The following is a 19589-nucleotide window of genomic DNA, read 5'->3' as shown; positions in this document are numbered from 1 at the left end:
TGGGGATCGAACCGAGTGGTGCCGCCGTGCGTTGCGCCCCCCGCTCGCGCCGCAGAGCACCCCCTTTTATCGATTTTTGTGCGGGAAGGACCCCTTCTCGACAGAGACATGTCCGATACAGTCGTTTCGTGTCGTTTGACGGAAAGACTCCGTACCGCCGTCGTGGCGTCTGGGTGACCGCCGCCATCGCCGTCCCCGTGCTGCTGGTGACGGCGTTGCTGGTCGGGCAGGCCCTCACTCCGGACCCGACGGCCCCCGAGCGGGTCGTCGCGAAAGCCGACCCGACGCCGAGCAGTGTGGAGCAGAACGCGGAGGAGTCGATCCCACCGGCCGCGCCCGCCCCGGCGGGGTTGCCGGTGGTCGACTACGACCCCGCCCCCGGTGGGTTCCCCGCCGACCCGGCCACCATGGACACCACGCCGTTGACCGAGGGCGCGCACCCGACGAAACGGATCGCCGCCTACGACGCCCCCGGCGGCCGTCCGCGAGCCTTCCTCGAACCGACGATCCGGGGCGTGGAGCTGACCATGCCGATCGCCGACCGGCGTGCCGGCTGGACGGCCGTCCTGCTGCCCTCGGCCAATCGGCGACTCGCCTGGCTGCCCCCCGGCGGCTTCGACACCGTGCCGCTGCGCGACCAGATCGTGGTGGAACGCAAGGCGCACCGACTCACCTGGTACCGGGCCGGCAAGGCGGTGCGCTCCTGGGAGGTCAGCCTCGGCCAGGCCGGGCAGGACACGCCGCTCGGGCGGACCTTCATCCTGGGTCGCACCCCACCGCCGGAGTCGGTCTACGGCGGGGTGGACATCTACGCGCTCGGGTCGGTGCCCGACGACCCGGAGTCGGTGCCGGCCGGGCTGCGCGGCGCGCACATCGGGGTGCACACCTGGCACAACGACGACGAGTTGGGCGAGAACGTCACCAACGGCTGCATCCGGCTGACCCGATCCGGTCAACGGGAGCTGCTCGCCGAGGTCCGCCCCGGCAGCAGCGTGGTGGTGGTCGACCAGTTGCCCGCCCCACCGCCGACCGCCTGAGCGCCGGCACGCGCAGACCTGCCGTTCAGTCGCCGAGCAGCCAACCGTTCTGCTCGGCGACCCGGATCGCGTCGGCACGGTTACGCGCGCCGGTCTTACCGATCGCCGCCGAGAGGTGGTTGCGTACCGTCCCCTCCGACAGGTGCAGCGCACCCGCCAGGTCGGCGACAGTGCCACCGCCCCGGGCCGTCCGCAGCACCTCGGTCTCCCGTTCGGTCAACGGGCTGACCCCGGTGGCGAGGGTCTCCGCCGCCAGCGTCGGGTCGACGACCCGCAGGCCGGCGTGCACCCGGCGGACCGCGTCGGCGAGTTGTCGGGCCGGGGTGTCCTTGACCACGAAGCCGCTCGCGCCGGCCTCCATCGCCCGGCGCAGGTAGCCGGGCCGCCCGAAGGTGGTCACCACCAGCACCCGACAGGTCGGCACCGCGGCCCGCAAGGCGGTGGTGGCCGCGATCCCGTCCAGGCCGGGCATCTCCACGTCCAGCAGGGCCACGTCGGGGTCGCTGCGCAGGGCCTCGGGCACCACCTCGTCGCCCCGGCCCACCTCGGCCACCACCGTCAGGTCCGGTTCCAACGAGAGCAACGCGGCCAACGCGCCCCGGACCAGCGCCTGGTCGTCGGCGAGCAGCAACCGGATCGGCGCGGGCCCGCCGCTCACCGGGTCTCCCCCGGCGCGTGCACCCGCAGCAGGAAGCCGTCGCCGCCCGGTCGGCGGCCGACGGTCACCGCCGCGCCCAGCCGCCCCGCCCGTTCCCGCAGACCGACGAGACCGGAGCCGGTGGCGTCGGGAGTGGACGGGCCACGCCCGTCGTCACTCACCTCGACCCGGTCCGCGTACACCCGGACCGTGCAGCACCGCGCCCCGCTGTGCCGGACCACGTTCGTCACCCCTTCCCGTACCGCCCAGCCGAACAACCGGTCCCACTCCTTCGGCAGTTCCGGCACCTCGGCCGGCAGATCCGCCGCGATGCCCGCCGCGGCCAGCGCGGAGCGGGCGCCGGCCAGCTCCGTGGCGAGAGTGACGTCGCGGTACGCCCCGGCGGTCTGCCGCACATCCGCGAGTGCCGCCCGGGCCAGCGCCTCCACCTCGGCGATCTCCACGGCGGCCCGGCCGGTGTCCATCTCGATCAGCCGGCCGGCCAGCTCGGCTTTGATCGCCACCACGGTCAGCGAGTGCCCGAGGATGTCGTGCAGGTCCCGGGCGGCGCGAGCCCGTTCCTCGGCGATGGCGAGCCGGGCGATCTCCTGCTGGGCGGCCTGGAGCTGGCTGTTGCGCTGGGCCAACTGGGCCACCCCGAACATCGCGAACGAGGCGAGCAGCACCGCGAAGACGATGCCGCTCTCCGCCTCCCATCCGGGCACCAGCCACGAGGCCAGCACGGGCGTCACGGCGCAGACCACCACCACCGCCAACGCCTCCCCCGGCGGCAGCAGGAACACCGCCGCCGCCGCCACGTAGACCAGGGTGGCCAGCCAGTCCCCGGCGGTGCCCGGCATGCTGGCCAGGCCCACCGCGACCAGCAGTGCCAACCCGACCCGCGCCCGACAGGCCGGGATCGGCCGCAGGGCCTGCCGCAGCCCGCGGGCCCACTGGAAGAGCAGCACATAGCCGACGCTGAAGGCGACGAGCGCCGTCACACCGACCACCCGCCGCCACAGCTCCGGCTGGTGCAGCGCCGTGGCGAGCGGCACGTTGAGGAAGAACAACCACACGGCGGCCAACAGCCAGCCGGTGAACCGCCAGTGGCGGCTCACCGGCCGAGGCTGCCCGGTCGTCAGGTCCATCGGGTTCACGCTATCCGTCGCCGTGGTCAGACCCGGGCGGTGTCCCGGCGGAACAGCCGGGTCGCACCGACGCCGAAGACCAGCGCCCAGACCACCAGGTTGGCCACCGCCGCCATGCTCACCCCGTCTCCGGTCAGCGGGGCGCGGGCCAGCACCCCCACGCCGTACACGGGGGTGAACGTGGCGACGTGCTGGAGCACCTGCGGCAGCACCTCGACCGGCACGAACAGTCCGCCGAACATGGCCAGCACGGCCAGGATCGGGCCGATGAACTGCATGACGTTCTCGGCCGGCGCCAGGTAGCCGACGAACAGGCCGAACGCGGCGAAGACCAGCGAGCCGATCCAGGCGGCGAGCCCGGACAGCAGCCACACGTACGCCGGGACCCGGACGCCCGCCGCCGCGCCCACCAGGAACTCGACGACGACAGCGAGCAGGCCGAGAGCCATCGCGGTGGTCAGCTTGGTGGCCACGTACGCGCTCGGGCGCAGCGGGGTGAGCCGCAACTGTCGGCTCCAGCCCAGCGCCCGCTCGGTGGCCACCGCGCCACCCGCGCTGGTGGTCGCCACCATGGCCGCGTACACGGCGAGGCTGATCATGATGTACGCCGTCACCGGGCGACCGTTGTCCAGGTTCTGCCCGCCCTGCGGCAGACCGAAGATGAGGAAGAAGACCCCCGGCATGATCAGCGTGAACGCGAGGGTACGGCGGTTACGCAGCACCCGGCGCAACTCGATGCGCAGGACGTCCGGGGAGAACCCGCCCAGGGCGGGCAGCCGACGGTCCGGCTCGACGGTGCGGTTCGGGGTGGCCGACACTGTGGTCATCTCAGGCTCCGGTCTGCGCGGTGGTCAGGGCGAGGAAGGCGTCCTCAAGGTTGCGGGAGGTGATCTCCACGTCCCGGGCGGCGGTCCGGGTGAGCAGGTGCCGGGCGATGGCGTCCGAGTCACGGGTACGCACCAGCACACTGTCGCCGCGTACCTCGACGGCGTCCACGCCGGGCAACGCGGCGAGCGCGGCCTGGTCGGCGCCGGGCAGGGTGGCCCGCACGGTGCGACCGGCGGCCAGGTTCTTGATCTCCGCGGTGGTGCCGTCGGCGACGACACGTCCCTGCCGGACCAGCACGATCCGGTCGGCGTACGCGTCCGCCTCGTCCAGGTAGTGGGTGGCGAAGATGACGGTCCGTCCGGCCCGGGCGTCGCGGCGCAGCGCCTGCCAGAAGTCCCGGCGGCCCTCGACGTCCATGCCGGTCGTCGGCTCGTCGAGCACCATCAGGTCCGGGTCGGGCAGCAGGGCCAACGCGAAGCGCAGCCGCTGCTGCTGGCCGCCGGAGCAGCGCCCCACCACCCGCCCCGCGATGTCGGCGATGCCGGCCCGCTCCAGCACCTCGGCCACCGGACGGGTGTGCCGGTAGAAGTGGGCGGTCATCTGCACCGTCTCGCCCACGGTGAGGTCCTTGAGCAACCCTCCGGTCTGCAGGACGGCGGCGACCCGACCCTGGGCCACCGCGGTGTCCGGGGTGCCCCCGAGGATGCGGACGCTGCCCGCGTCCGGACGGGCCAACCCGAGCAGCATGTCGATGGTGGTGGTCTTGCCCGCGCCGTTCGGGCCGAGGAAGGCCACCACCTCGCCGGGCTGAACCCGCAGGCTCAACCGGTCGACAGCGGTGACCGCGCCGAAGGACTTGGTGAGGCCGTCCAACTCGACAGCCGGATGCGTACTGGTCATGTCAGTCATGCTCCGGCGGCGCGTACTCCGATGCCTGGAGCGGCCGTCACGTCCCGGCCGTGACATTTGTCAGGGGCCGTTCGCCGCGGTCCTGGCGGAGCGGCCGGCGCGGGCATTGCCGGCGCGGGAGCGGGTAACCGCCGGGCCGGACCGCCACACCGGGAGGACGCGATGGGTGCCACGCCGCAGGGCCGGGTCGACACGGTCGTGCTGATCCACGGTCTCTGGATGACCTCACGCAGCTGGGAGAAATGGGCCGAGCGGTACACCGCGCGCGGCATGCACGTCATCGCCCCCGCCTGGCCCGGAATGGACCGGTCCGTGGAGCAGCTGCGCGACGACCCCGGCCCGATCGCCGAGCAGAGCATGGCCACCATCGTCGCGCACTACGACAAGATCATCAGAGCGCTGCCCCGGCCGCCGATCATCATGGGCCACTCGTTCGGCGGTCTGTTCGCCCAGGTCCTCGCCGACCGGGGTCTCGGCGCGGCGGTGGTGGGGGTACACCCGGCGGCGGTGAAGGGTGTGCTCAAGGTGCCGCTGAGCCAACTGCGCTCCGGCTTCCCGATCCTGCGCAGCCCCGCCAACCGGGGCAAGGCCGTCCCGTTCACCACGGACGACTTCGCCTACACCTTCGGCAACGCCATGAGCCGCGAGGACTCCGACCGGGCCTGGCAGCGCTACGCCGTCCCCGGTGCCGGCCGGGTGTTCTTCGAAGGCGCCTTCGCCAACGTCGACCCCCGCTCACCCGCCCGGGTCGACGTCGGCCGCGACAACCGCCCACCGCTACTGCTGATGGCCGGCGACAACGACCACGTGGTGCCGGCGTCGGTGGTCCGCGCCAACGCGGGGCTCTACCAGAAGTCCCGGGCCCTGACCGCGTACCAGGAGTTTCCCGGCCGAACACACTTCACGGTGGGGCAGGACGGCTGGGAGAAGATCGCCGACTACGCGCTGGACTGGGCGCTGCGCGCGGCAGCCCTACCCCGCGAGGCGACGATCGCCAGCGAGACCCCGCGCCGCTGAACGCCGAGCCTCTCTGTCAGTTCGCTTCGCCGACCACTGCCGCGGCGCTCTCGCCGGCCGGATCACGCGCAGCGGGGGGCGGCACGAGTCGTCATCGTCATCCGTCGGCGTCGGCCACCCCACAACCATCTCGATACACCCCTCACGCGTCCACGATCCGTCGGCGGTGTCACGACGCGGCGGGGATTGATATCAAAAGCCTGCCAACTTGATATCATCGACGCTGGTCGGCTATCGAGGAGGCACCGTGAGCCGGACGATTCTTGACGTCGATGACGAACTACTCACCGAAGCGGGCGAGATCCTCGGCACCACGACGAAGAAGGCCACTGTCAACGCCGCCCTCAAGGCGGTTGTCGACCGGGACAAGCGGCGGCAGTTCGCCGACTGGCTCAAGAGCGGCGGGCTGCCCGACCTGACCGACACCGCCAAGCCGGACGCGGCGTGAGGCACGAGCACTACCTGCTGGACAAGTCAGCCCTCGCCCGCTGGCCCAAGCGCCTGGTCGCTCCGGTGCTCGACGAACTCTCCGACCGAGGGGTGCTGGCCGTTTGTGGGGCGGTGGAGATCGAGGTCATTCACAGCGCCCGCACGGCGCAGGACGCGCAGCGTGCCCGGTGGTTGATGGGCGGCTTCCGGTGGTTGTCGATGCCCGACGACGTCTGGGACCGCGCAATCGACGTGCAGGTGCAGGCCCTGCACAAGGGGAACCACCGCGCCCTGTCCATGGCGGATCTGCTGATCGCCGCCACCGCCGAGCGGCACGGGGTCACCGTCCTGCACTACGACGGCGACTTCGATCTGATCAGCGCTATCACCGGGCAACCGAGCGCCTGGGTAGTCCCGCCCGGCACCGCCGACTGACCACACGCCTGCCCCTTCGGCATGCCCGCGCCCCAACGGGGTACGCACCGGGGATGAGGGCGAGTTTCCGGATCGGCCGGGTCGCGGGAGTGCCGGTCGGCGTCAACTGGAGCGTTCTGGTCATCTTCGCGCTGATCGCGTGGGGGTTGGCCGCCAACCAGTTCCCGCGGTCGTACCCGGACCGCTCGCCGGTGGCGTACACCCTCGCCGGCCTGGCCGCGGCGGTGGTCTTCTTCGTCGGTCTGCTCGCCCACGAGGTGTCGCACGCGGTGGTGGCCAAGCGCAACGGGCTCACCGTCGACGGCATCACGCTGTGGCTGTTCGGTGGGGTGGCCGAGTTGCGCGGCGAGCCGCGCGACCCAGGGGCGGAGCTGCGGATCGCCGGGGTCGGCCCGCTGGTCAGCCTCCTGATCGGAGCGGTCTTCGGTGCCGTGGCCGCGCTGCTCGCCCTGGCCGGGCAGGGTGGGTTGCTGCTCGGGGCGGTGGCGTGGCTGGCCGGCATCAACGTCCTGCTGGCCGTCTTCAACGTGCTGCCCGCCGCGCCCCTGGACGGCGGTCGGCTGCTCCGTGCCGCGGTGTGGAAGGCCACCGGCGACCGGACCAGGGCGTCGGTGGTCGCCGCCCGCGCGGGCTGGGTGCTGGGTGTGCTCCTGATCGGCCTCGGGTTGTGGCAGTTCCTGTCCGGGGTCGGTTTCGGTGGGCTCTGGCTGGCCCTGATCGGTTGGTTCCTGATCGGCGCGGCCGGTGCGGAGGAGCGGCAGGCCCGCACCGGAAGCGCACTACGCGGCATCCGGGTGGGCGACGTGATGACCCCGCAGCCGCAGACCGTCTCGGCGGAGGTGACGGTCGCCGACTTCGTCGACCACTACCTCTTCGCGTACCGGCACTCGGCGTTGCCGCTGACCGAGGACGGCCGACCGACCGGTCTGGTCACCGTCGACCGGGTACGGGGCGTGCCGTCCGACCGGCGGGCGTCGACCACCCTCGCGGAGGTGGCCTGCCGGGCCGACGACCTGGTGCTCGCCCGACCGGGTGAACAGCTCAACGACCTGCTCCCCCGGCTCAGTGAGTGCGCCGACGGCAGAGCCCTGGTGGTCGGTGACGACGGTCGCCTGACCGGCATCGTCTCCCCCAGCGACATCGCCCGCGCAGTCCAACGCAGAACCCTCACCGCCCCCACCCCCTCCCGCTGACGGGTCCGCCCACACACTTCCCGTCGATCATGGAGTTGTGGTGGGGACAAAACGCCTGTCAGGCCCCGAACCGGTCACCACAACTCCATGATCGACGGGGTGACGGGGCGGGGGCGGGGGGCGGGGGGCGGGGGCGGGGCGGGGGGCGGGGGCAGGGCGGGGGGCGGGGGTGGGTTAGCGGGGGAAGTAGTGGTTCAGGGGGGCGGTCTGGAACTTGTTCTTGGGGTCCAGGTCGGACAGCAGGGTGGTGAAGTCGGCGTGGTGGGGGTAGCGGGCGGCCAGCTCCGCCGGGTCGGTGACGAAGACCTTGCCCCAGTGCGGGCGGGGCGCGAACGGCGCCAGGCGCTCCTCCACGGCGGCCACCACCGGCAGGACGGCGGCGGTGTCGTCGATCCAGGTGAAGTGCACGACGAAGCTGTCCCGCCGGTGGTTCGGGCTGAGCCACAGCTCGTCGGCCGCCACCGTACGCAGCTCGCACACCAGCAGCACCGGGGCGATCAGGTGCGCCACGTCGTCCAGGGCGGCGAGCGCGTCGGCCGCGGCGGCACGCGGCAGGTGGTACTCGGACTGCAACTCGTCACCGCTGCTCGGGGTGAACCCGAGCTTGAAGTGCGGCAGCCGCTCGTGCCACGGGCCCGGCTCGCCGAGTTGCGGGGTGCAGTTCTCCGGCGGCATGCCGAGCACCGGGTGTCGCGGCCGGTCGGCGGCGGTGGTGCCCAGCCAGTCCGCCGGGGGTGGCGGTTGGTCGGCGGCCTGCTTGCGCCACACCTCGCGCAGTCGGGGCGTACGCCAGTCGGTGAAGACACTCACGCTGTACGCCGAGGCGAGCGCCTCGTCCAGCGCCTCCCGGTCGAGGTCGAGCCGTACGTACTGGCGCAGCTCGAAGGCCGGCACCACGTCCAGGGTGACCCGGGTGACCAGGCCGAGCGCGCCGAGCCCGACCACCATGCCGGCGAACCTGTCGGTGTCGCGGTCGACCCGCAGCAGGTCGCCGTCGGCGGTGACCAGCTCCAGGGCGGCGACCGCGCTGGCCAGGTTGCCGTGGGTCGGACCGGAGCCGTGGGTGGCGGTGGCCACCGCGCCGGCGACCGAGATGTGCGGCAGTGAGGCGAGGTTCGCCAACGCGTACCCCTGGGTGTGCAGCTGTCGCGCGAGGTCGCCGTAGCGCATCGCGCCGCTCACGGTGACCTGCCCGCGCTCGTGGTCCACCTCGACGGTCTGGGGCAGCCCGGCGAGGCTGACCAGGTCGCCGTCGGTGTCGCCGAAGCGGTTGAACGAGTGCCCGCTGCCCACCGCCCGGAGCCGGGTGCTGCCGGCGACCAGTCGGCGCAGGTCGTCGGTGGAGGTCGGTCGGTGGAACGCCTGGGCGGCGTACCGCACGTTGCCGGCCCAGTTGCGGCGCGGCACCTCGGGAACTGCGGCCTGCGGTCCCTGCTGGGTCATGTGGCGGTCTCCCGATCGGTGGGCTGGTGGTCGGCCAACGCGGTGACGAGGGCGTCCAGAACCGTATCCGTCTGGTACGTGCTGTAACCACGTTGGGCGACCGGCAGACCGGCGGCGGTGGCGCGTTCGATCTCCCCCCGGGCCGCCTGCCGGGCCGACGCGTCCCCGGACATCAGGGCGTCCTGCCCGCGTCGGATCAACCGGTCGACCCGGCCCATCTGGTAGCCGCGCAGCCCGACCGTCAGATCCGGGGTGGCGAAGGCGTCGCGACGCAGCGCGAGCAGGTCGACGAAGCGGTCCCCGGCGTGGCGGGCGAGAGCGGCGGACACCTGCTCGGGCTGCTCGCGGACCTGGTCGAGGACGAGCAGCTCGATGGCCGGGCGGCCGTCGACCGGGTGCCGGGCGGTGACCAGCTCACGCGGCACACCCTGCACAGGAACCAGCAGCAGTCGCGGAGGCCCCGCGTAGCCGTCGCGTCGGGGCGGCTCGTCGAGGACCAGCGTGTCGACCTCGTCCCACCGGATCTCCTGGCGCAGACCCGGCCGCCGGATGCTGAGCCCGTCCGCGTGGATCCCGAACCGGAACGGCCGCACCGCGCTGACCAGCGCGACGGCGCCCAGCCCGATCGCCCCCACCGCGATGACCGTCCGGAGCAGGTGCCCGTCGCTGGGATAGACCAACAGAAGCACTCCACCGAGTACGCACACCAGGGCGAGCGCACGGGCCCCCCGATTCCGGCGCAGTTCCACGCTCGGACCCCCGTTTCATGACCGTGGCGTCGGTCCCGACATCTTCCGCCGAACCGGGCACCAGGGACACCGGTCGATCGGGCACGGTTGTTCTCGTCGTCGTCGGGGAACCCTACGCCCATGAGCAGCTACCGCGATCCGGCCGCACGAGGTGACGTCTTCCCCTCCGAGGAGGAGCTGGACCCGACCGGCACGGTCATCGAGCAGGCCAGCGCGCCGCCGGTCGGCGGGTTGCCGAGCCACCCGGCGCCCACCCCCGGTCCCCGGCCCACACCGGCACCCGCGCCCGCGCCGACGCCGGTGCCGACACCCGGGCCCCCGCCACGCGCGGCCGGCGCCCAGTCGATCGTGACCCACCACCTGGACGGTTCGGTGGAGGTGGTCACCGACCTCGACGGCGACGGGGTCGCCGACGTCGTCCAGATCGACGTGGACGGCGACGGCATACCGGACATCACCTACGTGGACAGTGACCGGGACGGGCGCCTGGACACCGTGCTGGGCGACCCGAACGCGCTCGGGACGGGCGCCCACCGCGCCTGACCGGGCGTCAGAGTCTCGCTGGCGCATGCCTGGTCGGCCCGGCCGGCAGTCGCGCCGACCGGGCCGCCGGCGGCACTCAGACGTACGGCCGCTTGGCGTACGCCTCACGCAGCGCCGTCAACCCGGTGGCCTTCGGGACCAGGGTGCCCCACCCCGAGTTGAAGTAGTTGGTGCGCACGATCCGGGGCCCCCGCTCGGCGTTGAGCTGGGCGATCGCCGCAGGCACGGTGGCGATCCAGGCGGCCTGGTTGGGGATCTCGGCCGCCCGCACCCCCCACTCCGCGATGATCACGGGCCGGGACAGCGCCACCGGGCCGAGGTCGGCCACCGCCCAGTCCTTGGTACGGCGGAACCGGGCCAGCGCGGTGTGGCTGGCGTCGGTGCCGTACGCGTTCCACTGGAGGAAGTCGAGGCGGGCCATCAGCGACTCCGGGTGGGTGCGCTGGAAGCAGGCCCGGTCGAAGCCACCCAGCCCCACGGAGAACGTGGTGTTGGTGGGCAGCGACCGCGCCTTGAACCAGGTGATGATGTAGTTGATCGCCTGTACCGCCCGGGCGTCCGACTCGGCCCAGGTGTACGCCTTGCCGTCCTCGGTGGTGCCGAACTCGTGGTCGGTGTCCAACTCGGAGGCGAGCTGGATGTTCACCCCGAAGCCGAGCGCCCGGTACTGCGACAGGGCACGGGCGAACAGCCCGTCGCACTGCCCCTTGATCACCTGTCCGTAGCCGTACGCCTTCGGGAAGGTCGTGCCGGGTCGCTGCTGGATGGTCATCGACGGTGCCGGGACCGTGTAGCTGACGCCGTCCACGGTGAAGCTCTGCGGCCCCTGGTTGGGCGCGCCGTAGTGCTTCAACTCCAGGACCATGTTCATCTGCACACCGGCCTTGCCCAGGTTGACCAGCCAGGGCCGGTTGTAGCCGGGGAAGATGAAGCCGTCGGCGAAGCTGCGGTACTGGGTGAGCGACCGGAAGTTGCCGCCGGTCATGTCGGCGGTCGGGTCCGCGCCCCCGGACAGGTAGTAGCCCCCGAGTACGGGTTGTTGTGGGACCAGGCTGTAGTCGACGCCGGCCGTCGCGGTGTTCCCACCGGCGTCGCGGACCTGGACGGTGACCCGGGGCATCACGCCACCGACCGGTACACGGCCACGGAGCCGTTGTCGGAGACCCGGGTCCAGGTACGCCCGGAGTTGTCGGTGACGGTCACGGTGAGCGGGTCGATGACCGCGGTGACCTTGACCGGCGCGCTGCTGTTGCCCTGCGCGTCGGTGACCACGATGGTGACGGTCAGCGGCTTGGTGTCGGCGTCCGAGTAGGTGACGGTCAGCAGCATCTGGTCGCCCGGCGCGAAGACGGTGGCGTTCAGGGCTGCGGTTGCGGTGGGAGCGGCCATGTCGGGCCCTTTCTGGCTCGGCCGCCAGGCGTCGGCGCGCGGTCGAGCGACGCCGGACCCGGCGGGGTCCACAGTGCGAAAGGCCGGCGGGGCACGGGGACGGCAGGCACGACCGGTGGGAGGCGTCGCCTGACTACCGGCGGTGCGGACGTCCCTGTCCCGGTGGGCGGAGGCACCGCTGCGGGCGCCCGCAGGGTGTCAGTGGCAGCCCGGGTCCGTCGTGCACGTGACCGGCACGGCATCTGTGCCGTGACCGCCTCGGCGTCGAGGCCGGGCTGGGTGAGGGCGGCGCCGGTACGGACGATGGTGTCCCTGCCGGGGCCGGAGGATCAGGATGTGGCCCGCCACCCGTCTACCTCCACCTGATCCAAGGGTGCTCTACCAGGGGCTTTACCGTCTTGTCCGGTTTGTGACAAGGTCGCTGGCAGTACCCGGCACGTGACGCGTCGAGTGCCCCGGTGCGGGCGCTCAGTCGAGGTGATCGGCGGGGACGGTCTGGAGCAGCCAGGCCAGTGGCATCCGCGCTTGCGCCTCGTACGCGCCACTCCCGCTCAAGCGGTGCAGGGTGACGGTCTGCGCGCTGTCCCGATCGACGACCCAGTACTGCGGAATCCCCGCCGAGGCGTACTCGCGGACCTTGGTCACCGAGTCCATCGCCTCCGAGCCCGGCGAGACGATCTCCACGACGAGCACGACGTCGGCGACCGCAGCCCAGACACTGCGGAGCGGCGGTTTACGCCAGACGCTCAGGTCGGGAATGCGCCCGCCGTCACCGTCCGGGCCGGAGATGCGGACGCCGGCTGCCTGGAGCACCTGCTCGGCGGGCCACCCGGCCATGATCAACCAGGCGAAGAGGCGACTGGCGATCATGGCGTGTTCCGAATCGGGCGGGGGCATGACCGACAAAACCCCCTCGGGGCTGGTCTCGTAGCGGTGACCATTCGAATCGGCAGCGTTCATCGCCGCCACGTCGTCGAGCGTCACAACAGCGGGCATGTGCATGCCGACAGCCTCCGCGCCCATAGGCCCCATCCTAGGCGACCTCCGGCGCTGATCAGCGCACCCGATGGGCGCACGGCGGGTGTCGCCCGACGCCGTGCGTCGTGATGACGTATCCCGACGACAGGCCGCGTCGAGTGCCCAGAGCGTGGCTTGGCCGTGAACCAGTCGTACTGGCACACCAGCCTGATGGCGGCAACCACGACGAAGCCTGCGGTGATCAAGAGGTTTGCGTCACGAACGGAGTCCTCGGTGACGCAAACCTCTTGATCACGAACATGGCGGCTGTCGCCGGCGCGGTCTGGTTGCTCGCACGGCGGGCCGGTTCGAAGGGACCGGCCTCGCGGTCATCTGGATACTGTCTAGCCATGCCGCTGAGTCCGGACGAGGTCGAGCTGTTCGAGCGTTCCCGGGCTCGTCTGGAGGCGATCGCCTATCGCCTGCTGGGCTCGGCGAGCGACGCCGAGGACGCCGTGCAGGACACCTTCCTGCGCTGGCAGGCCGCCGATCGGGGGCACGTCGAGACGCCCGCAGCATGGCTGACGAAGGTGCTCACCAACGTCTGCCTCAACCAGCTCACCTCGGCGCGGGCCAGGCGCGAGACCTACGTGGGCAGTTGGCTGCCCGAGCCGGTCCTCGCCGGCGACCGGATGCTCGGCCCACTCGACACCGCCGAGCAGCGCGAGTCGGTCTCGATGGCGGTGCTCACCCTGCTGGAGCGGCTCTCCCCCAGCGAGCGCGCGGTGTACGTGTTGCGCGAGGCCTTCGGCTACCCGCACGGTGAGATCGCCGAGATCATCGGCCGCACCGAGTCGAACTGCCAGCAGATCTACCGGCGGGCCAAGCAGCATGTCGCCGCGGAGCGGGCCCGTACGGAGGTCGACCGCGCCACCGCCCAGAAGATCATCGCGGAGTTCCTGACGGCGGCCAACAACGGCGAGATCCAGCGGCTGGTCGAGCTGCTGACCGACGACGTCCGGAGCACCGCCGACGGCGGGGGCAAGATCCCGGCCCGGGCCTCGATCACCGGGGCGGTGGCGGTGGCGAAGTTCCTGCGTGGCCTTTTCAAGCCCGCCGACGTCAAGCGGGACCTGGTCGGCGGCCGTCCCACGGTGCACATCGCCGCCGCGAACGGCGGTCCGGCCGTGGTGGTGGTGATCGACGACCGGGTCGTCGGCGTCATGTTCCTGGACGTGACGCCCGACGGCGTCGCGGCCATCCACAACCAGGTCAACCCCGACAAGCTCGCCCGTGCCACTCGGCAATGGGCCGCGGCCCCGCACGGGGAAGCCCTCTTCCGCGTCTGGTGACCCAGCTCATAGGCGGCTCCTGTCAGGAAACGCGTCGCTGCCCGGTTCAGGAGGCGACCACCCGCCGAGACAGGAGCGCCACCATGAGACACCGCATCGTCGTCCTCGGAGCCGGCTACAGCGGCGCCATCGCCGCGGGACGCCTCGCCCGGCGACTGCACCCCGACGACACCGAGATCACCGTCGTCAACGCCGACGCCGACTTCGTCGAGCGGGTCCGCATGCACCAGCTCGCCACCGGGCAGGACCTCGCACACCGCCCGCTTCGCGACGTCTACGCCGGCACCGGCGTCACGGTCCGACAGGCGCGGGTCACCGCCGTCGACGTCGACAGCCGGACCGTCGCGCTGGCCGGCGAGCACGGCACCGACGAGATCGCGTACGACACGCTCGTCTACGCCCTGGGCAGCACCGCCGCCGACCACGGCGTCCCCGGCGTCGCCGAGCACGCGTACGACATCGCGGGCCGGCCGGCGGCGCTGCGGTTGCGTGACCGCCTCGCCCACCTCGCGGCCGGCGGGACCGTGCTCGTCGTCGGCGGAGGCCTCACCGGCCTCGAAGCGGTCACCGAGATCGCCGAGGCCCGGCCGGACCTCGACGTCGCGCTCGCGACCCGGGGCGGCCTCGGTGACTGGCTCAACGACAGGGCGCAGCGGCACCTGCACGGCGTCTGTGGCCGGCTCGGCATCACCGTGCACGAGCACGCCGACGTCGCCCGGGTCGACGCGACCGGTGTGGTCACCGGCGACGGCCGGGAGATCCGGGCCGAGGTGACGGTGTGGACGACCGGCTTCGCCGTTCACCCGATCGCCGCCGCCACGACCCTGACGGTCGCGGCGAACGGGCAGATCGTGGTCGACGACACGATGCGGTCGGTCTCCCACCCCGACGTGTACGCGGTCGGCGACGCCGGCCTCGCCGCCGGACCGGGCGGCAAGCCGCTGCGGATGTCCTGCGCCTCGGGAACCCCGATGGCGTGGCAGGCCGCCGATGCCATCGCCGCGCGACTGACCGGCCGGTCGAAGTTCCCGAAGGCGCCGCTGCGCTACTTCAACCAGTGCATCAGCCTCGGCCGCCGCGACGGCATCATCCAGTACGTGACCGCCGACGACCGGGCCAAGCCGTCCCTGCTCACGGGGAGGCTGGCGGCCCGCTACAAGGAGGTCGTCTGCAAGGGCGCGGCCTGGGCCATCTCCCACCCGATGCTGTACCCGGTGCGCCGCCACCGCATCACCGCGAACCGGCCGGAGAGCGTCACCACCACCCCGTGACACGCCGTGCGGGGCGGGCCGGAGTCCCCCCGAGACACCGGCCCGCCCGCATTCCCCCGTGGTGTCAGTCGCCGTATTCCCAACCCATCGTGGTCACGGTGGGCTCTTCCGAGACACCCCCGGCCTGCGCCGGCGCGGCCATCGCACCGATCGCCAGCAGGGCTCCGATCGCCATCGCGTACACGACACGACGAATTCGCATGGATTCTCCTCACTCGAACAGGTGAGCTGTCGGGTGGACAGCGGGACGTGCTCGGGGCCCCCGTAGCAGGCGGAACTCGTCACCCGGTCTCGCGTGGCCGGCGCCAGAGGTGACCGGATCCCAGCGTATTGACGTCGGCTCGGCGACCGCCACAGTCGATGCCTGTTCCGAACAGGCGTACACCCGTCCGGGCTGCTCACGGGCCTGTTCGGGTTTGTTCGGAGGTCGGCTCGGCCCGCTCGCGACGCGTCAGGGGGTCACCCGGGTGGCCGGGCTGTCCCCGGGCAGGCCCGACATGTCGGCCTCGACCGGCGGCAACGGGGTGACGCCGAGGACGCTGCCGTCCGGGGCGTACGCGGTGAGGGTCGCCGGCTGGTCCGGGGGCACGGAGGCGCTGCCGGCGCTCGACGCGTCGAAGGTCACCGGGGCCGGGGGCGCGCCACGTACCGTGACCGTGACGCGGGCCGCGCCCGGCGGGGCGATCACCCGTACCTGACCGGTCGCCGTGCGGGTGCCGTCGTCGCCCCGCACCCGCCAGCCGACCGGCCGACTGTCGACGCCCTCGGCCGGCAGCAGCAGCCGCAGATCGGTCCACCAGCCGGTCCGTTCGTCGCCGTGCATCGCGTACGCGATCACTCCCCCGCCTTCCGGCTGCACGGTGAGCAGGGCGGCGGCCTGGCCGTGTGCGCTGCCCGACCACCGCACCCGTACGGTCGTGCCGGCGGCTGGGAGGCGACTGTCCTGTAGCGCCGTCTCCACCAAGGTGCGCAGGCTGGCGTCATCGAGCGAAGCACCTCGCCGGGCGGTGGCCAGCAGGGCGTCCATCTCCGGCCCGGTGGGGTCGATCGCGGCGTACGGGCCACCGCCCAGGCCGCCCTGGTAGAGCACCCGACCGCCTCGGCTGACCCGGACCACCGGCTCGCTCGGAAGTGGCGTGGCGGGCAGGGCGGCGATCCCGACGCCGGTGTCGTCGGCCGTGGCGAGGTTCTCGTACTCCAGGGTGCCCCTCGCCGTGTACCGAGGTTCGCCGGTGATCAAGACGGAGGAGTCGGCCGGGCCGACGACGACGGCGAATCCGCCGGGACCGGCCTGCATCAGTGTCATCACCGGGTCGTCGGCGCTCTCGCTGTGGCCGCCGTAGCGCATCTCATCGGCGCTACCGCCGGCCGGACCCGCGTACCAGACCAGGGTCTCCTTGCTCAGCAGGCCCAGCCGCAGCGGCACCGCGACCAGCGCGACCCGGTGGCCCGGCTGGTCGCTGCCGTAGACCAGGCGGATCCGGTCGCTGTCGATCCTCCACCTGCCCACCGGGGTGTCGGTCCGCACCGGCGACTCGGCGCTGATCCGCTTCCGCAACGCGTCCAGCCAGGCGTGGTCGCCGGCCAGCGCGCCCCGTGGCGGTGCGTCGAGGAGCGCGGTCGGGGCGGCGGCGACTGCGATGCCCGGCGCCCATCCGGGCAGCGGCACCACGTTGGCCTGGATCCCGACGAGCGCGACCCCGACCGCGGCGGCCACCGCCGTCCGGATCAGCCGCGTCCGCTGGTGCCGTCGCTCACGGCGCGCGAACATCGGCCACGGATCATCGGGTACGTCGACTCCGTGCGCCGCCTGCCGGAGCGTGGGACCGAGCGTCGAACCCGCGAAGTCCTCGGTCATGCCAGTTCCTCCTCAAGCCGTACCGGGGGCTGCGCCGACGGGACGAAATCGACCCGCAGTCGGGCCAACCCGCGCGACGCCTGACTCTTGACCGAGCCGACGGAGCAACCGAGGACCGCGGCGGTGTCGGCCTCGCTGAGGTCCTCGAAGTAGCGCAGCACGAGCACCGCCTGGGTCCTGGGCGGCAACCGTCGCAGCGCGGCCAGGAGCAGGTGGCGCTGCTCCACCTGCGCGTACGCGTCGTGTGCCGGTGTGCTGTCGGAGGTCAGCAGGGGCACCTCCAACGGCCGCCGCCGACGTCGCCAGGAGATCGCCGTGTTGACCATCACCCGGCGTACGTAGACCTCGGGGGCGTCTTTGCGCAGCACCCGCCCCCAGCGCCGGTGGGTCTTCTCCAACGCCGACTGCGTCAGGTCCTCGGCTGTCCCCCGGTCGCCGGTGAGCAGGTAGGCCGTTCGGAGCAACGATCCCCACTGCCGCTGGACGAACAGCCGGAACTGTTCGTCGTCCTCGTGCCGACTCACGCCACCTCCAGGTCGCGTCCGCCCTCGCGTTCGCGTGCGGACGCACTGTCAGACGACGGCGACGGGGACCAGGGTTGAGTGGAGTGGCCCAATCCGTCCACCCTTCGTTTGACGATGCGACTTGCGCATGCCAATAATAGTTGGCATGAGCCAAGGTGAGCTATGGGAGACGTGAGTGGCGACCGGCTGATCGAGGTCCTCGCCACCCTGGCCAGCCCGCACCGACTACGCGTGCTCGCGGCACTGACCGGCGGCCGCGCCTACGTGTCACAGCTCGCCCGCGACCTGGGCATCAGCCGCGCACTGCTGCAGGTGCACCTCAAGAAGCTGGAGAAGGCCGGGCTCGTCACCGCGCATCTGGAGTTGTCCGAGGACGGCAAGGCACTCAAGTACTACGAGATCAGCCCGTTCTCGTTGCACCTCACGCCCGACGTGGTGGCAGTCGCCGTCACGACCCTGAGCAACGCCGGTGACGGCGAAGCCGACCCGAAAGGAAACAGTTAGATGGACTACACCGCCTCGGTCTTCCTCGTTGCCATCGCCGCCCTGCTCATCGCGGGCGTCTGGTACGCCGCTGTTCGCGCGCGGGTCACCGTGTCCAGCGACACCCAGCGGCAGTACGCCGAGCAGGCCGCCGAGACGCAGCGCCTGCTCACCGACATGAGCGCGCAGTTGGCCGAGCTGAACCGGCGCACGGCGGACATGCACCGCATCCTCAAGGACGCGGAATGACAGCGATCGGTCTCAGTCCGCCGGCCACGCTGCTCAACGCCCCCAACGCCATCACCGCGGTCCGGACGGCCGCCTCCGTCGGGCTCGCCGTGGCGGCCCTGACCCACCGCAGCGTCCACCTGCTCGTCGCCGCGTACCTGATCTACTGGATCGGCGACATCCTCGACGGTCTCACGGCCCGGGCCCTCGGGCAGGAGACCCGCAACGGCGCGGTCTTCGACATCGTCGCCGACCGCGCCTGCACGTCGGCCTGCGCCGCCGCGCTGGTCGTGCTGCGACCCGACACCGCCCTGCCGATCGGGGTCTTCCTCGTCCAGTTCATGGTCGTCGACCAGTTGCTGAGTCTGATGTTCCTGCGCTGGCCCCTGCTCAGCCCGAACTACTTCGCCCGCGTCGACCGCCGCATCTACCTGTGGAACTGGTCGCCGCCGGCGAAGGCCCTGAACACCGCCGCGGTGGTGATCCTGGCGATCTGCACGCCGACAGCCGTGGCCGTCACCTTCGCCCTCGCCGTCGCCGTGGTGAAGGTCGTCTCGCTGATCCGCGCCGCCAGGCTGCCGGTGGGCCTGCCGCACACCCCGTCATGATCACCGTCCTGGTGGCCGCGGCCGTCGGACTCCTGTCGGCGTTCCTGCCGTTCACCCCGGCCGAGCCGTACCTGATCGCGGCCGTGACGACGACCGGCACGCCGCCGGTGGCGCTCGGCGTGGCCGCCGCGGCCGGTCAGACCGCCGGTAAGTTCCTGATCTTCCTCGGCGCGCGCGGCGCGATCCGCTCACAGTGGCTGCGACGCCGGCTCAGCAGACCTCCGGCCACCGCGACGCAGCCACCGGGCCGGCTCGCCACGATGTTCGCGCGGCCGAAGGCGGCGGGGGCCCGGCTCGTCGAGGTGTGGGAACGCCCCCGCCACACGGCCGGGATGCTGCTGGTCAGCGCCGTCACCGGGTTTCCGCCGCTGCTGGCCACCAGCGTCTACCTCGGTCGTACACCCATGCCCCCGGCCGCCTTCGCGGCCGCGTGCCTGCTGGGCCGGACGATCCGCTTCGTCACGATCGCCCTGGTGCCACAACTCGCCGGCCACTGAACGGGCGGGCCGCCGAGCCACCCGGCCGGAGGCCTGGCGACCCCTCCGGCCGGA

24 protein-coding genes are annotated in these 19589 nt (G+C 72.2%); 12 read left to right on the top strand and 12 right to left on the bottom strand.

Translation table 11 applies throughout. The features are described 5' to 3' along the window. Positions 1–128 precede the first annotated feature (128 nt). Positions 129–1037, top strand: coding sequence for a L,D-transpeptidase (locus GA0070612_RS13425; protein ID WP_088988199.1), 909 nt, complete (start codon positions 129–131; stop codon positions 1035–1037). 25 nt (positions 1038–1062) lie between these two features. Here the strand turns inward: GA0070612_RS13425 and GA0070612_RS13420 are convergent, their stop codons facing one another. Genes GA0070612_RS13420 through GA0070612_RS13405 form a run of 4 tightly spaced genes read right to left on the bottom strand, consistent with a single transcriptional unit; the run spans position 1063 to position 4550 of the window. Beyond that, positions 1063–1695 carry a response regulator transcription factor gene (locus GA0070612_RS13420; RefSeq protein WP_231924549.1) on the bottom strand — a complete coding sequence of 211 codons (633 nt, stop codon included), beginning with the start codon at positions 1693–1695 and terminating at the stop codon, positions 1063–1065. Next, positions 1692–2822, bottom strand: coding sequence for a sensor histidine kinase (locus GA0070612_RS13415; protein WP_088988198.1), 1131 nt, complete (start codon positions 2820–2822; stop codon positions 1692–1694). Before GA0070612_RS13415 ends, GA0070612_RS13420 begins: the two co-directional genes overlap by 4 nt. Positions 2823–2848: 26 nt before the next feature. Then, positions 2849–3649, bottom strand: coding sequence for an ABC transporter permease (locus GA0070612_RS13410; RefSeq protein WP_088988197.1), 801 nt, complete (start codon positions 3647–3649; stop codon positions 2849–2851). A 1-nt stretch (position 3650) separates the two neighbouring features. Beyond that, a complete protein-coding gene (locus tag GA0070612_RS13405) occupies positions 3651–4550 on the bottom strand; it encodes an ABC transporter ATP-binding protein (RefSeq protein WP_088988196.1) in 900 nt (299 codons plus the stop codon). 171 nt (positions 4551–4721) lie between these two features. On the opposite strand from GA0070612_RS13405, the gene GA0070612_RS13400 reads away from it, so the two are divergent. The 4 genes from GA0070612_RS13400 (at position 4722) to GA0070612_RS13385 (ending at position 7633) form a co-directional block, all read left to right on the top strand. After that, positions 4722–5576 (top strand): alpha/beta hydrolase, encoded by an 855-nt coding sequence (locus GA0070612_RS13400; protein ID WP_088988195.1) that lies wholly within the window; start codon positions 4722–4724, stop codon positions 5574–5576. A 247-nt stretch (positions 5577–5823) separates the two neighbouring features. Beyond that, positions 5824–6024, top strand: a complete 201-nt coding sequence (locus tag GA0070612_RS13395) for a type II toxin-antitoxin system VapB family antitoxin (protein WP_088988194.1) — start codon at positions 5824–5826, stop codon at positions 6022–6024. Beyond that, a complete protein-coding gene (locus GA0070612_RS13390; RefSeq protein WP_088988193.1) occupies positions 6021–6440 on the top strand; it encodes a PIN domain nuclease in 420 nt (139 codons plus the stop codon). The genes GA0070612_RS13395 and GA0070612_RS13390 overlap by 4 nt, the downstream gene beginning before the upstream one ends. Positions 6441–6493: 53 nt before the next feature. Continuing rightward, on the top strand, positions 6494–7633 hold the full coding sequence (locus GA0070612_RS13385) for a site-2 protease family protein (protein WP_088988192.1): 1140 nt from the start codon (positions 6494–6496) through the stop codon (positions 7631–7633). Positions 7634–7807: 174 nt separating this feature from the next. Here the strand turns inward: GA0070612_RS13385 and GA0070612_RS13375 are convergent, their stop codons facing one another. Both GA0070612_RS13375 and GA0070612_RS13370 read right to left on the bottom strand, forming a co-directional pair. After that, positions 7808–9076 carry an FAD-binding protein gene (locus GA0070612_RS13375; RefSeq protein WP_197699368.1) on the bottom strand — a complete coding sequence of 423 codons (1269 nt, stop codon included), beginning with the start codon at positions 9074–9076 and terminating at the stop codon, positions 7808–7810. Continuing rightward, positions 9073–9756, bottom strand: coding sequence for a hypothetical protein (locus GA0070612_RS13370; protein WP_157742472.1), 684 nt, complete (start codon positions 9754–9756; stop codon positions 9073–9075). The genes GA0070612_RS13375 and GA0070612_RS13370 overlap by 4 nt, the downstream gene beginning before the upstream one ends. A 189-nt stretch (positions 9757–9945) precedes the next feature. Here GA0070612_RS13370 and GA0070612_RS13365 point away from each other — a divergent pair, with 189 nt between their 5' ends. After that, the gene (locus tag GA0070612_RS13365; protein ID WP_088988189.1) at positions 9946–10368 is read left to right on the top strand and encodes a hypothetical protein; all 423 of its coding nucleotides are present in this window, start codon (positions 9946–9948) and stop codon (positions 10366–10368) included. Positions 10369–10444: 76 nt separating this feature from the next. On the opposite strand, the gene GA0070612_RS13360 is transcribed toward GA0070612_RS13365, so the two are convergent. The 3 genes from GA0070612_RS13360 to GA0070612_RS13350 all read right to left on the bottom strand — a co-directional run bounded on the left by GA0070612_RS13360 (position 10445) and on the right by GA0070612_RS13350 (position 12780). Then, positions 10445–11488, bottom strand: coding sequence for a hypothetical protein (locus GA0070612_RS13360; protein WP_088991474.1), 1044 nt, complete (start codon positions 11486–11488; stop codon positions 10445–10447). Next, positions 11488–11757, bottom strand: coding sequence for a hypothetical protein (locus GA0070612_RS13355; RefSeq protein WP_088988188.1), 270 nt, complete (start codon positions 11755–11757; stop codon positions 11488–11490). Before GA0070612_RS13355 ends, GA0070612_RS13360 begins: the two co-directional genes overlap by 1 nt. Positions 11758–12225: 468 nt before the next feature. Continuing rightward, entirely contained in the window at positions 12226–12780 is a 555-nt protein-coding gene (locus GA0070612_RS13350) for a Uma2 family endonuclease (RefSeq protein ID WP_088988187.1), read from the bottom strand. A gap of 344 nt (positions 12781–13124) precedes the next feature. Between GA0070612_RS13350 and GA0070612_RS13345 the strand changes: the two genes are divergently transcribed. Together GA0070612_RS13345 and GA0070612_RS13340 are read left to right on the top strand one after the other, a co-directional pair. After that, on the top strand, positions 13125–14066 hold the full coding sequence (locus GA0070612_RS13345) for an RNA polymerase sigma-70 factor (protein WP_088988186.1): 942 nt from the start codon (positions 13125–13127) through the stop codon (positions 14064–14066). Positions 14067–14149: 83 nt separating this feature from the next. Next, positions 14150–15337: an NAD(P)/FAD-dependent oxidoreductase gene (locus GA0070612_RS13340; RefSeq protein ID WP_088988185.1), complete on the top strand. Its 1188-nt coding sequence runs from the start codon at positions 14150–14152 to the stop codon at positions 15335–15337. A gap of 64 nt (positions 15338–15401) precedes the next feature. On the opposite strand, the gene GA0070612_RS31430 is transcribed toward GA0070612_RS13340, so the two are convergent. From GA0070612_RS31430 to GA0070612_RS13330, 3 genes are all read right to left on the bottom strand, one after another. Then, positions 15402–15539 (bottom strand): hypothetical protein, encoded by a 138-nt coding sequence (locus GA0070612_RS31430; RefSeq protein ID WP_157742471.1) that lies wholly within the window; start codon positions 15537–15539, stop codon positions 15402–15404. A 249-nt stretch (positions 15540–15788) separates the two neighbouring features. Beyond that, positions 15789–17195: a hypothetical protein gene (locus GA0070612_RS13335; RefSeq protein WP_088988184.1), complete on the bottom strand. Its 1407-nt coding sequence runs from the start codon at positions 17193–17195 to the stop codon at positions 15789–15791. Next, entirely contained in the window at positions 17192–17719 is a 528-nt protein-coding gene (locus GA0070612_RS13330; RefSeq protein WP_088988183.1) for a SigE family RNA polymerase sigma factor, read from the bottom strand. The genes GA0070612_RS13335 and GA0070612_RS13330 overlap by 4 nt, the downstream gene beginning before the upstream one ends. 162 nt (positions 17720–17881) lie before the next feature. Here GA0070612_RS13330 and GA0070612_RS13325 point away from each other — a divergent pair, with 162 nt between their 5' ends. From GA0070612_RS13325 to GA0070612_RS13310, 4 genes are read left to right on the top strand one after another with little or no spacing between them, the layout of a single operon-like run. Continuing rightward, positions 17882–18223: an ArsR/SmtB family transcription factor gene (locus tag GA0070612_RS13325; RefSeq protein ID WP_088988182.1), complete on the top strand. Its 342-nt coding sequence runs from the start codon at positions 17882–17884 to the stop codon at positions 18221–18223. Further along, positions 18224–18451 (top strand): hypothetical protein, encoded by a 228-nt coding sequence (locus GA0070612_RS13320; protein WP_088988181.1) that lies wholly within the window; start codon positions 18224–18226, stop codon positions 18449–18451. Continuing rightward, positions 18448–19038 carry a CDP-alcohol phosphatidyltransferase family protein gene (locus GA0070612_RS13315; protein WP_088988180.1) on the top strand — a complete coding sequence of 197 codons (591 nt, stop codon included), beginning with the start codon at positions 18448–18450 and terminating at the stop codon, positions 19036–19038. The genes GA0070612_RS13320 and GA0070612_RS13315 overlap by 4 nt, the downstream gene beginning before the upstream one ends. Beyond that, on the top strand, positions 19035–19535 hold the full coding sequence (locus tag GA0070612_RS13310) for a hypothetical protein (RefSeq protein ID WP_088988179.1): 501 nt from the start codon (positions 19035–19037) through the stop codon (positions 19533–19535). The genes GA0070612_RS13315 and GA0070612_RS13310 overlap by 4 nt, the downstream gene beginning before the upstream one ends. Positions 19536–19589: the final 54 nt, after the last annotated feature.

This window comes from Micromonospora chokoriensis (genome assembly GCF_900091505.1).
GTDB classification, from domain to species: domain Bacteria; phylum Actinomycetota; class Actinomycetes; order Mycobacteriales; family Micromonosporaceae; genus Micromonospora; species Micromonospora chokoriensis.
Note: the sequence above shows the minus strand (reverse complement) of the source record. Positions and strands in the feature narration are given on the sequence as shown.

Coding starts and splice junctions, on each gene's coding strand:
- GA0070612_RS13415 (WP_088988198.1), bottom strand. CDS start 2,822: ATGGACCTGACGACCGGGCAGCCTCGGCCGGTGAGCCGCCACTGGCGG.
- GA0070612_RS13410 (WP_088988197.1), bottom strand. CDS start 3,649: ATGACCACAGTGTCGGCCACCCCGAACCGCACCGTCGAGCCGGACCGT.
- GA0070612_RS13405 (WP_088988196.1), bottom strand. CDS start 4,550: ATGACCAGTACGCATCCGGCTGTCGAGTTGGACGGCCTCACCAAGTCC.
- GA0070612_RS13400 (WP_088988195.1), top strand. CDS start 4,722: ATGGGTGCCACGCCGCAGGGCCGGGTCGACACGGTCGTGCTGATCCAC.
- GA0070612_RS13385 (WP_088988192.1), top strand. CDS start 6,494: ATGAGGGCGAGTTTCCGGATCGGCCGGGTCGCGGGAGTGCCGGTCGGC.
- GA0070612_RS13375 (WP_197699368.1), bottom strand. CDS start 9,076: ATGACCCAGCAGGGACCGCAGGCCGCAGTTCCCGAGGTGCCGCGCCGC.
- GA0070612_RS13365 (WP_088988189.1), top strand. CDS start 9,946: ATGAGCAGCTACCGCGATCCGGCCGCACGAGGTGACGTCTTCCCCTCC.
- GA0070612_RS13360 (WP_088991474.1), bottom strand. CDS start 11,488: ATGCCCCGGGTCACCGTCCAGGTCCGCGACGCCGGTGGGAACACCGCG.
- GA0070612_RS13355 (WP_088988188.1), bottom strand. CDS start 11,757: ATGGCCGCTCCCACCGCAACCGCAGCCCTGAACGCCACCGTCTTCGCG.
- GA0070612_RS13350 (WP_088988187.1), bottom strand. CDS start 12,780: ATGGGCGCGGAGGCTGTCGGCATGCACATGCCCGCTGTTGTGACGCTC.
- GA0070612_RS13345 (WP_088988186.1), top strand. CDS start 13,125: ATGCCGCTGAGTCCGGACGAGGTCGAGCTGTTCGAGCGTTCCCGGGCT.
- GA0070612_RS13340 (WP_088988185.1), top strand. CDS start 14,150: ATGAGACACCGCATCGTCGTCCTCGGAGCCGGCTACAGCGGCGCCATC.
- GA0070612_RS31430 (WP_157742471.1), bottom strand. CDS start 15,539: ATGCGAATTCGTCGTGTCGTGTACGCGATGGCGATCGGAGCCCTGCTG.
- GA0070612_RS13335 (WP_088988184.1), bottom strand. CDS start 17,195: ATGACCGAGGACTTCGCGGGTTCGACGCTCGGTCCCACGCTCCGGCAG.
- GA0070612_RS13325 (WP_088988182.1), top strand. CDS start 17,882: ATGGGAGACGTGAGTGGCGACCGGCTGATCGAGGTCCTCGCCACCCTG.
- GA0070612_RS13320 (WP_088988181.1), top strand. CDS start 18,224: ATGGACTACACCGCCTCGGTCTTCCTCGTTGCCATCGCCGCCCTGCTC.
- GA0070612_RS13315 (WP_088988180.1), top strand. CDS start 18,448: ATGACAGCGATCGGTCTCAGTCCGCCGGCCACGCTGCTCAACGCCCCC.
- GA0070612_RS13310 (WP_088988179.1), top strand. CDS start 19,035: ATGATCACCGTCCTGGTGGCCGCGGCCGTCGGACTCCTGTCGGCGTTC.